This window comes from Pseudomonas marginalis, from assembly GCF_900105325.1.
GTDB classification, from domain to species: Bacteria; Pseudomonadota; Gammaproteobacteria; order Pseudomonadales; family Pseudomonadaceae; genus Aquipseudomonas; species Aquipseudomonas marginalis.
Genome location: NZ_FNSU01000001.1, coordinates 103,975 through 116,696, shown reverse-complemented (window position 1 = coordinate 116,696; position 12,722 = coordinate 103,975). Strand labels below are relative to the sequence as shown.

The following is a 12,722-nucleotide window of genomic DNA, read 5'->3' as shown; positions in this document are numbered from 1 at the left end:
TGGACATAAAGGCCATCATTCGACACTCCGAGCCGGACGCTATACCTATGTTTCAACCCTGTATGTACACACGCCCACGGAGGGACGGCCTATGGAGCAACGAGGTTTCACCCTGATCGAACTGCTGCTCGGACTGATCGTGAGCGGCATCCTGGCGCATCTGGCTACGCCCAGTTTCACCGGCCTGCTGGAATCACAGCAGCGACAAAGCGCGGCGCAATCACTGACAAACGGATTTCGCTTCGCACGCACTGAAGCCATCACGCGTAACCGCGCGGTGGTCATCCACGCACTGGATGATGACTGGAGCCGGGGTTGGCGGGTCGTGCTGGATGTAAGCGGGCGTGGCCATCTGGACGACGACAACCCGGTGTTACTGGAGCGCCAGGGCAGCGGACGGGTGCCGATCGTCGGGAATGGACCGGTCAAAAGCCAGGTACGCTTCAGCGGATTGGGCGAGCCGGTATTTGCTGGGGGAGGTTTTCGTGCCGGCACTGTACATATATGCGCCACGGACTCGGTACAGAGCCTGTACCAGGTGGTGCTGGCGCCCAGTGGGCGCATCAGCCTGCGCAGCGATAGAGCCGAACAGGCGTTGTGCCGAAGTTACTCCGGCACCCTGGCATTCAGAGGAGGGAGCGAACCCGCAGCTCCTTGGGCATGGAGAAAGTGATGTTCTCTTCACGACCGGCCAACTCATCGGCGCCCGTAGCCCCCCAGGCATGCAACTGCTGGATGACGCCGCGCACCAGGACTTCCGGGGCCGAAGCGCCAGCCGTGATGCCAATACGCTCGACACCATCGAACCAGCTGCGCTGCATATCTTCAGCACCGTCGATCAGGTACGCCGGTGTCGCCATGCGTTCGGCCAATTCGCGCAGGCGGTTGGAATTGGAGCTGTTAGGGCTGCCGACCACCAGCACTACATCGCATTCATCGGCCAACTGTTTGACTGCATCCTGGCGGTTTTGGGTGGCGTAGCAGATGTCGTCCTTGCGTGGCCCACCAATGGCCGGGAAGCGGCTGCGCAGCGCGTCGATGACGCGGCTGGTGTCGTCCATGGACAAGGTGGTCTGGGTCACGAACGCCAACCGCTCCGGGTTGTGAACCTGCAAGCTGGCGACGTCTTTTTCGTCTTCCACAAGGTAGATGGCGCCACCATTGCTGCCGTCGTATTGGCCCATGGTGCCTTCGACTTCCGGGTGACCGGCATGGCCAATCAGGATGCATTCGCGACCATCACGGCTGTAGCGCGCGACTTCGATATGTACCTTGGTGACCAGCGGACAGGTGGCGTCGAATACTTTCAGGCCACGGCCAGCCGCTTCGGTACGTACGGCCTGGGAAACACCGTGGGCGCTGAAGATAACAATAACGTCGTCCGGCACCTGCTCCAGTTCTTCGACAAAGATGGCGCCACGTGCGCGCAGGTCTTCGACCACGAACTTGTTATGGACGACCTCATGGCGCACATAGATCGGCGGCCCGAAGACTTCCAGGGCGCGGTTGACGATTTCGATCGCCCGGTCCACGCCGGCGCAGAAGCCACGGGGGTTGGCGAGTTTGATTTGCATGCTGTGCCTCGTGTCTGGCGCTTGGGCCAGAGTTGATGCTGCTGAACTGACAATGGCGACCAAGGGCGGGAGCGAGCTTGCCCCCTCCCACACTTTAGATCGGGGCGTTGATCAAAGAGCTTTAACGTCGATGATTTCAACGTCGAACGTCAAGGTTTTACCGGCCAACGGGTGGTTGAAGTCGATGGTTACCTGCGCGTCATCGAAGGCTTTGACCACACCGGGCAGTTCGGTATTCGCCGCATCATTGAAGATCACCAGCAGGCCTTCCGACAGGTCCATGTCCTGGAACTGCGAACGCGGGATGATCTGCACGTTTTGCGGGTTGGGCTGGCCAAAGGCGTTTTCCGGCAGGATCTGCAGGGTGCGCTTGTCGCCGGCCTTGAAACCGAACAGGGCCGCTTCAAAACCTGGCAACAGGTTGCCGTCGCCGACCTTGAAAGTCGCCGGGGCTTTGTCGAACGTGCTGTCGACCGTGTCGCCATTCTCCAGGCGCAGTGCGAAATGCAAGGTGACCTCCGTGTTCTGGCCGATGCGTTGCTCAGCCAATACCTGATCAGTCATTGACGGTCTCTCCGGTTTTCTTACTTTTGAACATGTCCAGCGCCAGCATGATTGCACCGACGGTGATGGCGCTGTCGGCAAAATTGAACGCCGGGAAGTAATGGCGGTTCTGCCAATGCACCAGGATAAAGTCGATCACATGGCCCAGGGCAATACGGTCGTACAGGTTGCCCAGGGCACCGCCCAACACCAGGGCCAAGGCGATGGCCAGCCAGGTGTCATCGCGGCCCAGGCGCTTGAGCCAGACCACGAGCACCGCACTGACCACCACTGCGATCAGGGCGAACAGCCAGCGCTGCCAGCCGCCGCCGTCAGCCAGGAAGCTGAAGGCGGCGCCGGTGTTGTAGGCCAGGGTCCAGCTGAAGTAATCCGGGATCACCACGATTTGCTGGAACATTTCCAGGGAGCCCTCGAAATGAGCCTTGCTGACCTGGTCAATGACCAGGACCAGCACGCTCAGTACGAGCCAGCCCAGGCGTCCGAAACGACTGGCTGCATTAGGCATAGTGGCGAACCTCGCCTTCACCCGAGATGTTGTCGACGCAACGACCGCAGATTTCCGGATGCTCAGGGTTCACCCCGACGTCTTCACGGCAGTGCCAGCAACGGGCGCACTTAGGGAAGGCCGACTTGACCACCTTGAGCTTGAGGCCCGGCACTTCGGTGGCTACGGCATCCGCCGGTGCCTGGGCAAACGGTGCCAGGCTCGCAGTGGAAGTGATCAACACGAAGCGCAGCTCATTGCTCAGCTTGGTCAGGTCGGCAGTCAGGCCTTCCTCGGCAAACAGGGTAACTTCGGCCTGGAGGTTGCCACCGACGGCCTTGGCCGCACGCTGAACCTCCAGCTCCTTGTTCACCGCAACCTTGACGGCCATTACGCCTTCCCAGTACTCGCGGCCCAGTTCGAAGTCGGCCGGCAGTTCGGTCAAGCCTTCGTACCAGGTATTGAGCATGACGGACTCGTTACGCTCGCCCGGCAGGTATTCCCACAGTTCGTCGGCGGTGAAGGCCAGGATCGGTGCGATCCAGCGCACCAGCGCTTCGGAGATGTGGTACAGCGCGGTCTGCGCCGAACGGCGGGCCTTGCTGTTGGCACCGGTGGTGTACTGGCGGTCCTTGATGATGTCGAGGTAGAAACCACCCAACTCCTGCACACAGAAGTTGTGGATCTTCGAGTACACGTTCCAGAAGCGGTATTCGCCGTAGTGCTCCTGCAACTCGCGCTGCAGCAACAGGGTACGGTCCACGGCCCAACGGTCCAGGGCGAGCATGTCCTCGGCCGGCAGGATGTCGGTGGCCGGGTTGAAACCGGTCAGGTTCGACAGCAGGAAGCGCGCGGTATTACGGATACGGCGGTAGGCATCGGCGCTACGGGCCAGGATCTGGTCCGACACGGCGATCTCGCCGGAGTAATCGGTCGACGCCACCCACAGGCGCATGATGTCGGCGCCCAAGGTGTCGTTGATCTTTTTCGGCTCGATCACGTTCTTCAGCGACTTGGACATCTTGCGGCCCGTCTCGTCGACGGTGAACCCGTGGGTCAGCAGCTCGCGATACGGGGCGTGGTTGTCGATGGCGCAACCGGTCAGCAGCGACGAGTGGAACCAGCCCCGGTGTTGGTCGGAGCCTTCCAGGTACAGGTCGGCACGCGGGCCGGTTTCGTGACCCATCGGGTGCGAGCCGCGCAGCACGTGCCAGTGGGTGGTACCGGAGTCGAACCATACGTCGAGGGTGTCGCTGATCTTGTCGTACAGCGGCGCTTCGTCACCCAGCAACTCGGCGGCGTCCAGCTTGAACCAGGCTTCAATGCCTTCCTGTTCGACACGCTGGGCCACCACTTCCATCAGTTCGACGGTGCGTGGGTGCAGCTCACCGCTTTCCTTGTTGAGGAAGAACGGGATCGGCACACCCCAGTTGCGTTGACGGGAGATGCACCAGTCCGGACGGTTGGCGATCATCGAATGCAGGCGCGCCTGGCCCCAGGCCGGGACGAACTTGGTGTCTTCGATGGCCTTGAGCGAGCGCACACGCAGGGTGTCGCCGCTGGCCGGTTCTTTGTCCATGCCGATAAACCATTGCGCGGTGGCGCGGTAGATCAGCGGGGTCTTGTGGCGCCAGCAGTGCATGTAGCTGTGCTTGATGGTGTCGGTTTGCATCAGCGCACCGACTTCACGCAGCTTGTCGATGATCGGCTGGTCGGCCTTGAAGATGAACTGGCCGCCGAAGAACTCCAGCGACGGCACATAAACACCGTTGCTTTGCACCGGGTTGATGATCTCATCGTTGACCATGCCGTACTTCTTGCAGATCACGAAGTCGTCCACGCCATAGGCCGGCGAGCAGTGAACCACACCTGTACCCGAACCCAACTCGACGTAGTCAGCCAGGTACACCGGCGACAGACGGTCATAGAATGGATGACGGAAGTTGATCAGCTCCAGCGCGGAACCGGTAGTGGTGGCAATTACCGAACCTTGCAGCTCGTAGCGAGCCAGGCACGCTTCGACCATTTCCTCGGCAAGCACCAGCAGGCGATCACCGACGTCCACCAGGGCGTAGGTGAATTCCGGGTGCACGTTCAGCGCCTGGTTGGCGGGAATGGTCCACGGGGTGGTGGTCCAGATCACGATGGCAGCCGGTTTGCTCAGGCTTGCCAGGCCAAAGGCCTCGGCCAGCTTGGCGTCGTCGGCGATCGGGAAGGCCACGTCGATGGTCGAGGACTTCTTGTCTTCGTATTCGACTTCCGCTTCAGCCAGGGCCGAGCCGCAATCGAAGCACCAGTTCACGGGCTTGAGGCCCTTGAACACGAAACCGCCCTTGACGATTTCGGCCAAGGCACGGATTTCACCGGCCTCGTTCTTGAAGTTCATGGTTTTGTACGGGTTGTCCCACTCGCCCAGCACACCCAGGCGGATGAACTCGGACTTCTGCCCTTCGATCTGCTCGGCAGCGTAGGCACGGCACAGTTCGCGGGTTTTATCCGCGCCCAGGTTCTTGCCGTAGGTCACTTCGACCTTGTGTTCGATCGGCAGGCCGTGGCAGTCCCAACCTGGGACATAAGGCGCGTCGAAACCCGCCAGGGTTTTCGAGCGCAGGATCATGTCCTTGAGAATTTTGTTCAGCGCATGACCGATGTGAATCGTGCCGTTGGCATAAGGAGGGCCGTCGTGCAGGACGAATTTCGGACGATCCTTGCCAATTTCGCGCAACTTTCCGTACAGGCCAATACTGTCCCAGCGCTGCAGGATCTGCGGTTCGCGCTGTGGCAGGCCGGCCTTCATTGGGAAGGCGGTGTCCGGAAGGTTTAGCGTGGCTTTATAGTCGGTCATTTAAGGCTCTTCGGTTAGCGATGGGCGCTAGGTGCGGCTAGTGCACGGGCGGCGGCGACATCCGCATTGATCGCCGTTTTCAACGCCTCAAGCGAGGCGAAACGCTGCTCTTCACGCAGCTTCTGGTGGAAAACCACCGTCAAACGCCGGTCATACAGATCACCGGCAAAATCCAACAGATGAACTTCCAGGTGGGCCTTGCCATCACCTGCAACCGTGGGCCTGACGCCTATGTTGGCGACTCCCGGCCACGATTGGCCGTCGATGTCGACGCTCACCAGGTAAACCCCGGTCAGCGGCACACGGCGGCGCTTGAGTTGCACGTTGGCGGTTGGCGTGCCCAGTTGGCGCGCCAGCTTCTGGCCGTGCAGTACCCGCCCGGCAATGCGGAACGGGCGACCGAGCAAACGCTCGGCCAAGGCGAAGTCGGCAGCGGCCAGGGCGTTACGCACCTGGGTGCTGCTCACGCGCAGGCCGTCCAGTTCGACGGTTTGCGCGGCTTCGACGGTAAAGCCCTGGGTGATACCGGCGTGTTGCAGGAACTCGAAATCCCCGACCCGGTCGCAGCCAAAACGGAAGTCGTCGCCGACCTCCAAATGCTGTACGCCCAGGCCATCTACCAGTATGCGGTCGACGAACTCGGCAGCGCTGAGACTTTGCAAACGCTGGTTGAAAGCCAGGCAGAGGACGCGGTCCACGCCTTCTTCGGCCAGCAGTTGCAGCTTGTCCCGCAGACGGGCCAGACGTGCCGGTGCCGTTTCCGGGGTGAAATATTCCCGCGGCTGCGGCTCGAAAATCACCACGCAGCTGGGTACGCCCAACTCGACCGCACGCTCGCGCAGCCGGGCCAGGATAGCCTGGTGGCCACGGTGAACACCGTCAAAGTTGCCAATAGTGGCGACGCAGCCCCGATGCTCAGGGCGCAGGTTGTGGAGACCTCGAACCAGCTGCATAACGCGCTTCTTGCTCATAAAGTGGTCGATTATAACCACACCCGGCCCCGGACGACAGGCAACAGCGCAGGGCAAATGGATCGAATCGATAAAACAACCGTTTTATCGCGGCAAACTCTCTAGCTCAACGACTTGCGATTGAAATCCCGCAGGCGGAAGCCTTGCAGCAACAACATCCCGAAGTACACCACCACGCCGGCCACGACCAGCACGCCCAGGCGCATGAAGCGCTCCAGCATATGCCCCTCATCCCAGGCCGGCATGAAGTGCATCAGGCCGAGCAATACCGCCGACATCATCGCAACCGCCACCAGCAACTTGAGGGCGAACATGCCCCAGCCAGGCTGAGGCTGGAACATCTGTTGTTTGCGCAGCTGATAAAACAGCAGGCCGGCATTGATGCACGCACCGGCACTGATGGCCAGGGCCAGGCCGGCGTGGGCCAGCGGACCAATAAACACCAGGTTGAGCAGTTGCGTGACGATCAGGGTGAAGATCGCGATCTTTACCGGCGTGCGGATGTTCTGCTGGGCATAGAAGCCAGGCGCCAGCACCTTGATCACGATGATGCCGAGCAGGCCGACGGAATAAGCCACCAGCGCATGCTGGGTCATCAACGCGTCATGGGCATCGAATTGCCCGTATTGGAACAGCGACACTGTCAGCGGCTCGGCCAGGATCCCCAACGCCAGTGCGCACGGCAGCACCAGCACGAAACACAGGCGCAGCCCCCAATCGAGGATGCGCGAGTATTCCTGGCGATCCTTGCTGGCATAGGTGCGTGCCAGCGTCGGCAGCAAAATGGTGCCGAGGGCTACGCCCAGCACGCCAGACGGCAGTTCCATGAGGCGGTCGGCGTAATACATCCATGACACCGAGCCGGATACCAGCAGCGAGGCGAACGCGGTGTTGATTATCAGGGAAATCTGGCTCACCGACACCCCAAGGATCGCCGGCAACATATTGCGCATCACGCGCCAGACGCCGGTGTCCTTGAGGTTCAGGCGCGGCAATACGAGCATGCCGATCTTTTTCAGGTGCGGCAGTTGGTAGAGCAACTGCGCCAGGCCACCGGCCAGCACGGCCCAGCCAAGGGCCATGACCGGCGGATCGAAGTAAGGTGTCAGGAACAGCGCAAAAATAATCATGCTGACGTTAAGCAGCGTCGGCACGAACGCCGGCACCGAGAAACGGTTCCAGGTGTTGAGGATCGCACCGGCCAGGGATGACAGTGAGATCAGCAATATATAAGGAAAGGTCACCCGCAACAGGTCAGTGGTCAGCGCGAATTTTTCCGGCGTATTGGCAAAACCCGGCGCCGTGGCCCAGATCACCCAGGGCGCGGCGAGCATGCCGACGATGGTCACCAGCATCAACACCAGGGTGAGCAGGCCCGAGACATAGGCAATGAAGGTACGGGTCGCCTCCTCCCCCTGCTGGGTCTTGTACTCGGCCAGAATCGGCACGAACGCCTGGGAAAACGCGCCCTCGGCAAAGATCCGCCGCAGCAGGTTGGGCAGTTTGAACGCAATAAAGAACGCATCCGTGGCCATGCTGGCGCCAAAAATACGCGCCAGCAGGGTGTCACGCACGAACCCCAAAACCCGGGAGATCATCGTGATAGAGCTGACGGCGGCCAACGATTTGAGCAGATTCATTGAAAGAGTTTGCGCCTATAGATAAAGAGCAGGCGAACTAAGCGCCTACTTATGCGATACTGCGCGCCTGCAACAGCACAGCGCCAAAGCTCGCGAGTTTACAGGTCAAGCGCCGGAAATAAATCACCCGCCTCTTCAGATCGACCACTCAGCAGTTCGCATCAGCCGGCCTTGACAACACATCAAGTCATCGGCATGATTCGCGGCCTATTTTGTTTGCTATTTCCTAAAAAGTCTTTCGAGGAGCTCGACGGTGGCCAACACACCTTCCGCCAAAAAACGTGCAAAACAGGCTGAGAAGCGTCGCAGCCACAACGCCAGCCTGCGTTCCATGGTTCGTACCTACATCAAGAATGTAGTTAAAGCCATCGACACCAAAGACGCTGAAAAAGCTCAAGCAGCTTACGTTCTGGCTGTGCCAGTCATCGACCGTATGGCCGATAAAGGCATCATCCACAAGAACAAGGCCGCTCGTCATAAGAGCCGCCTGAATGGCCACATCAAGGCTCTGAGCGTTCCTGCTGCTGCCTAAGTGGTAACAACTGCCACGCAGCCCAGGTTGCGAAACAGTTAAGAAATGCCCCGTACCGAAAGGTCTGGGGCATTTTTGTTTGTGCCTGAAAATACACCACGATCAAAATGTGGCGGGGGGATCCGGTAGAGATTTTCAAGCGCACAAAAAACGCCCCGAACCAGTCGGGGCGTTTTTTTTGCTACCACTTGATCAAAACATCAATCAATGGTGATGACCGCCTTCACCATGGACGTGACCGTGGGCCACTTCTTCCTGGGAAGCGTCGCGGATGGCAACGATCTTCACTTGGAAGTTCAGGCGCTGGCCAGCCAGAGGGTGGTTGCCGTCGACGGTGACGTCGTCGCCGTCCAGATCACGAATGGTGACGATCTGCATTTGACCGTCCGGCGCGGAGGCGTGGAACTGCATGCCCACTTCCAACTCATCAACACCTTCGAACATGCTGCGGCTCAGGGTGCTGACCAGTTCGGCGGAGTATTCGCCGTAGGCATCTTCAGGTTCTACGGCAACGGTCAGCTCATCACCAACGCTCTTGCCTTCCAGAGCCTTTTCCAGGCCTGGGATGATGTTACCTGCGCCTTGCAGGTAGACCAGCGGCGCGCCGCCGGCTGAGCTGTCGATGACCTCACCAGCGTCGTTGGTCAGGGTATAGTCGATGGAGACAGCCTTGTTAGCGGCGATCGTCATGGGGCGAGACCTTTTGCATAAGAATGAAGAACGGACAAGTCTAAACAAGGATTTGCCCGAAAGCGAACAGAACCCGGACGGACGGGGCCGATCAACGGCATCCTTGATCATCGGCTTCCACCAGGACGAGGAGGGTCACTGGGTTGCCGAGCTGTCCTGCGGCCACACCCAGCACCTGCGCCACCAGCCGCCATGGCAGTCTCGCGCCTGGGTACTCGACGCCACACAGCGCCTGGAAAAAATAGGCCAGCCCTTTGCCTGCGGCTGGTGTGCGCAAGCGCCCGAATAACGATAACCTTGGCGCCTGATTCCCGGTAGGCACTCAACCATAGGGCGCCACCGAAGCCATGCACCTCCAGAGAATTCGCATGCAGACTTTTTTTATCGCGCCCACCGATTTTGGTGTGGGTCTGACCTCCATCAGCCTTGGGCTGGTGCGTACCCTTGAGCGAGCCGGCCTGAAAGTCGGTTTTTTCAAGCCGATTGCCCAGCCACATCCCGGCGATACCGGCCCCGAACGCTCCACCGAGCTGGTGGCTCGCACCCATGGCCTCAAGCCGCCACAACCGCTAGGCCTGGCTCACGTGGAACGCATGCTCGGCGACGGCCAGCTCGACGAGCTGCTCGAAGAAATCATCACCCTTTATCAGCAGGCCGCCGTGGGCAAGGACGTGCTGATCGTCGAAGGTATGGTACCGACCCGCAGCGCCAGCTATGCGGCCCGGGTCAACCTGCACCTGGCCAAGAGCCTGGATGCGGAAGTGATCCTGGTCTCGGCCCCGGAAAACGAAGTGCTCACCGAACTCTCCGGCCGCGTGGAACTGCAGGCCCAGCTGTTCGGCGGCCCGAAAGACCCGAAAGTGCTCGGCGTGATCCTGAACAAGGTGCGCACCGACGAAAGCATGGAAGCCTTCTCGGCGCGCCTCAAGGAGCATTCGCCCTTGCTGCGCAGCGGTGATTTCCGCCTGCTCGGCTGCATTCCTTACCAGCCGGAACTCAACGCGCCGCGCACCCGCGACGTGGCCGACCTGATGGGCGCGCAGATCCTCAACGCCGGCGACTACGAAACCCGGCGCATGACCAAGATCATCATCTGCGCCCGCACCATGCGTAACACCGTGGAGCTGCTCAAGCCCGGCGTGCTGGTGGTGACCCCCGGCGACCGTGACGACATCATCCTCGCCGTCAGCCTGGCCGCGATCAACGGTGTGCCCCTGGCCGGCCTGCTGCTGACCAGCGACACCCTGCCAGACCCGCGCATCATGGATCTGTGCCGCGGCGCGTTCCAGGCTGGGCTGCCGGTTTTGTCGGTGAGTACCGGTTCCTACGAGACCGCCAACGTGCTCAACAACCTCAACAAGGAAATCCCCATCGATGACCGCGAGCGCGCGGAGATCATCACCGATTTCGTCGCCAGCCACCTCGATGCGCGCTGGCTGCACCAGCGTTGCGGCACGCCACGGGAGATGCGCCTGTCGCCGGCGGTGTTCCGCTACCAGTTGATCCAGCGCGCCCAGGCGGCCAACAAACGCATTGTGCTGCCCGAGGGCAGCGAGCCGCTGACCGTGCAAGCCGCCGCTATCTGCCAGGCAAGGGGCATCGCGCGCTGCGTGCTGCTGGCCAAGCCGGCTGACGTAGAAGCGGTCGCGCGCGCCCAGGGCATCGAATTGCCCGAAGGCCTGGAGATTCTCGACCCGGACCTGATTCGCCAGCGCTACGTGGAGCCCATGGTTGCCCTGCGCAAGAGCAAGAGCCTGAATGCGCCGATGGCCGAGCAGCAACTGGAAGACACCGTGGTGATCGCCACCATGATGCTCGCACTGGATGAAGTGGACGGCTTGGTTTCCGGGGTTATCCACTCCACCGCCAACACCATTCGCCCGGCCCTGCAGTTGATCAAGACCGCACCGGGCTGCACCCTGGTGTCGTCGGTGTTCTTCATGCTGTTCCCCGAGCAGGTGCTGGTCTACGGCGACTGCGTGATGAACCCGCACCCAAGTGCCGCCGAGCTGGCGGAAATCGCCTTGCAAAGCGCCGACTCGGCCGCCGCCTTCGGCATCACCCCGCGTGTGGCGATGATCAGCTACTCCAGCGGCGACTCGGCCAGCGGTGAGGAAGTGGAGAAAGTCCGCGAAGCCACCCTGCTCGCCCATGAACAGCAAAGCTCACTGCTGATCGACGGCCCGCTGCAATACGACGCCGCCGCCAACGAAACCGTCGCCCGCCAACTGGCCCCCGACAGCCTGGTCGCCGGCAAAGCCACCGTGTTCGTGTTCCCGGACCTGAACACCGGCAACACCACGCACAAGGCCGTGCAACGCAGTGCCGATTGCGTCAGCCTCGGGCCGATGCTCCAGGGCCTGCGCAAACCGGTCAACGACCTGCCACGCGGCGCCCAGGTCGACGACATCGTGTACACCATCGCGCTGACTGCGATCCAAGCCGCCAACCGACCTATGGATATCTAAATGCTGGATTTTCTACCTGCCGCCGTACGCGGGGTGATCGCTTCGCTGCTGTTGGCGCTGAATACGATCCTGCTGTGTTCGTTCCTGTTTATCGTGGCGCTGTTCAAGGCGTTGCCCTTCGCCAAGCGCTTCAGCGAATGGCTGATGAACCACACCCATGAAGCCTGGGTCACCAACAACAAGGGCTGGATGAACCTGGTGCGCCATACCCGTTGGCACCTTAAAGGCCTTGAAGGCCTGGACTACCAGCACTCGTACCTGGTGACCAGCAATCACCAGAGCTGGGTCGACATCATGGTCCTGCAATACGTGCTCAATCGTCGGATTCGCCCGCTGAAATTCTTCCTCAAGCAGGAGTTGATCTGGGTGCCGGTGATTGGCCTGGCGTGGTGGGCACTGGGTTTTCCCTTCATGAAGCGCTACACCAAGGCCTACCTGGAAAAACACCCGGAGAAGAAAGGCAAGGACCTGGAAACCACTCGCAAGACCTGTGCGAAGTTTCGCGACAACCCCGTGGGTATTTTCAACTTTGCCGAAGGCACGCGTTTTACACCGGGCAAGCATGCGCAGCAGAAGTCGCCGTTTCGCTACCTGCTCAAGCCCAAGGCGGGTGGTATCGCGTTTGTGCTGGATGCCATGGGGGAACAGCTGAAATCACTGGTCAATGTGACCATTCACTACCCTGGCGGACGTCCTGGGTATTGGGACCTGCTGTGCGGGAAGGTGCAGGACGTGGTGGTGCAGTTTGAAGAGGTGCAGATTCCGGCAGAGTTTATCGGCAGGAATTATGAGCAGGATGGGGAGTATCGACTGGCGTTCCAGGGGTGGATCAACCAGCTGTGGGAAACCAAGGATGCGTTGCTGGATCAGCTTCACACCGAATTCCCAAGCAAGCGATGATCAACCTGTGGGAGGGGGCTTGCCCAAATGCCAGTCAGTTAAGGCTTTTTGTAG

12 protein-coding genes are annotated in these 12,722 nt (G+C 60.6%); 5 read left to right on the top strand and 7 right to left on the bottom strand.

Going from position 1 to position 12,722, the window contains the following annotated elements; translation table 11 throughout:
* The first annotated feature begins 91 nt into the window (after positions 1 to 91).
* Positions 92 to 673, top strand: coding sequence for a GspH/FimT family pseudopilin (locus BLW22_RS00580; protein WP_065924074.1), 582 nt, complete (start codon positions 92 to 94; stop codon positions 671 to 673).
* Here the strand turns inward: BLW22_RS00580 and ispH are convergent.
* From ispH to murJ, 6 genes are all read right to left on the bottom strand, one after another.
* The gene (gene ispH, locus BLW22_RS00575; protein ID WP_027606852.1) at positions 627 to 1,574 is read right to left on the bottom strand and encodes a 4-hydroxy-3-methylbut-2-enyl diphosphate reductase; all 948 of its coding nucleotides are present in this window, start codon (positions 1,572 to 1,574) and stop codon (positions 627 to 629) included. The two genes, BLW22_RS00580 and ispH, sit on opposite strands and share 47 nt — an antisense overlap.
* A gap of 111 nt (positions 1,575 to 1,685) precedes the next feature.
* Positions 1,686 to 2,123: an FKBP-type peptidyl-prolyl cis-trans isomerase gene (gene fkpB / locus BLW22_RS00570; RefSeq protein ID WP_174562729.1), complete on the bottom strand. Its 438-nt coding sequence runs from the start codon at positions 2,121 to 2,123 to the stop codon at positions 1,686 to 1,688.
* Positions 2,124 to 2,130: 7 nt separating this feature from the next.
* A complete protein-coding gene (gene lspA / locus BLW22_RS00565) occupies positions 2,131 to 2,643 on the bottom strand; it encodes a signal peptidase II (protein WP_027606854.1) in 513 nt (170 codons plus the stop codon).
* Entirely contained in the window at positions 2,636 to 5,467 is a 2,832-nt protein-coding gene (gene ileS / locus BLW22_RS00560; RefSeq protein ID WP_065924073.1) for an isoleucine--tRNA ligase, read from the bottom strand. The genes lspA and ileS overlap by 8 nt, the downstream gene beginning before the upstream one ends.
* A 14-nt stretch (positions 5,468 to 5,481) precedes the next feature.
* Positions 5,482 to 6,420 carry a bifunctional riboflavin kinase/FAD synthetase gene (gene ribF, locus BLW22_RS00555; RefSeq protein ID WP_065924072.1) on the bottom strand — a complete coding sequence of 313 codons (939 nt, stop codon included), beginning with the start codon at positions 6,418 to 6,420 and terminating at the stop codon, positions 5,482 to 5,484.
* 119 nt (positions 6,421 to 6,539) lie between these two features.
* The gene (gene murJ, locus BLW22_RS00550) at positions 6,540 to 8,078 is read right to left on the bottom strand and encodes a murein biosynthesis integral membrane protein MurJ (protein WP_065948462.1); all 1,539 of its coding nucleotides are present in this window, start codon (positions 8,076 to 8,078) and stop codon (positions 6,540 to 6,542) included.
* 253 nt (positions 8,079 to 8,331) lie between these two features.
* On the opposite strand from murJ, the gene rpsT reads away from it, so the two are divergent.
* A complete protein-coding gene (gene rpsT / locus BLW22_RS00540) occupies positions 8,332 to 8,610 on the top strand; it encodes a 30S ribosomal protein S20 (RefSeq protein WP_003188401.1) in 279 nt (92 codons plus the stop codon).
* A gap of 204 nt (positions 8,611 to 8,814) precedes the next feature.
* Here the strand turns inward: rpsT and BLW22_RS00535 are convergent, their stop codons facing one another.
* The gene (locus tag BLW22_RS00535; protein ID WP_027606858.1) at positions 8,815 to 9,300 is read right to left on the bottom strand and encodes an FKBP-type peptidyl-prolyl cis-trans isomerase; all 486 of its coding nucleotides are present in this window, start codon (positions 9,298 to 9,300) and stop codon (positions 8,815 to 8,817) included.
* On the opposite strand from BLW22_RS00535, the gene BLW22_RS00530 reads away from it, so the two are divergent.
* The 3 genes from BLW22_RS00530 (at position 9,299) to BLW22_RS00520 (ending at position 12,668) form a co-directional block, all read left to right on the top strand.
* Complete coding sequence (locus tag BLW22_RS00530) at positions 9,299 to 9,589, top strand: DUF3565 domain-containing protein (RefSeq protein ID WP_065948463.1); 291 nt, start codon at positions 9,299 to 9,301, stop codon at positions 9,587 to 9,589. The two genes, BLW22_RS00535 and BLW22_RS00530, sit on opposite strands and share 2 nt — an antisense overlap.
* Before the next feature lie 79 nt (positions 9,590 to 9,668).
* A complete protein-coding gene (gene pta, locus BLW22_RS00525) occupies positions 9,669 to 11,768 on the top strand; it encodes a phosphate acetyltransferase (protein ID WP_074843673.1) in 2,100 nt (699 codons plus the stop codon).
* On the top strand, positions 11,769 to 12,668 hold the full coding sequence (locus tag BLW22_RS00520; protein ID WP_065924068.1) for an acyltransferase: 900 nt from the start codon (positions 11,769 to 11,771) through the stop codon (positions 12,666 to 12,668).
* The last annotated feature ends 54 nt before the right edge of the window (positions 12,669 to 12,722 follow it).

What these genes read in the sequence shown, in the direction of transcription:
- BLW22_RS00580 (WP_065924074.1), top strand. Translation starts at nt 92, where the DNA reads ATGGAGCAACGAGGTTTCACCCTGATCGAACTGCTGCTCGGACTGATC.
- ispH (WP_027606852.1), bottom strand. Translation starts at nt 1,574, where the DNA reads ATGCAAATCAAACTCGCCAACCCCCGTGGCTTCTGCGCCGGCGTGGAC.
- lspA (WP_027606854.1), bottom strand. Translation starts at nt 2,643, where the DNA reads ATGCCTAATGCAGCCAGTCGTTTCGGACGCCTGGGCTGGCTCGTACTG.
- ileS (WP_065924073.1), bottom strand. Translation starts at nt 5,467, where the DNA reads ATGACCGACTATAAAGCCACGCTAAACCTTCCGGACACCGCCTTCCCA.
- ribF (WP_065924072.1), bottom strand. Translation starts at nt 6,420, where the DNA reads ATGCAGCTGGTTCGAGGTCTCCACAACCTGCGCCCTGAGCATCGGGGC.
- murJ (WP_065948462.1), bottom strand. Translation starts at nt 8,078, where the DNA reads ATGAATCTGCTCAAATCGTTGGCCGCCGTCAGCTCTATCACGATGATC.
- BLW22_RS00530 (WP_065948463.1), top strand. Translation starts at nt 9,299, where the DNA reads ATGGGGCGAGACCTTTTGCATAAGAATGAAGAACGGACAAGTCTAAAC.
- BLW22_RS00535 (WP_027606858.1), bottom strand. Translation starts at nt 9,300, where the DNA reads ATGACGATCGCCGCTAACAAGGCTGTCTCCATCGACTATACCCTGACC.
- pta (WP_074843673.1), top strand. Translation starts at nt 9,669, where the DNA reads ATGCAGACTTTTTTTATCGCGCCCACCGATTTTGGTGTGGGTCTGACC.
- BLW22_RS00520 (WP_065924068.1), top strand. Translation starts at nt 11,769, where the DNA reads ATGCTGGATTTTCTACCTGCCGCCGTACGCGGGGTGATCGCTTCGCTG.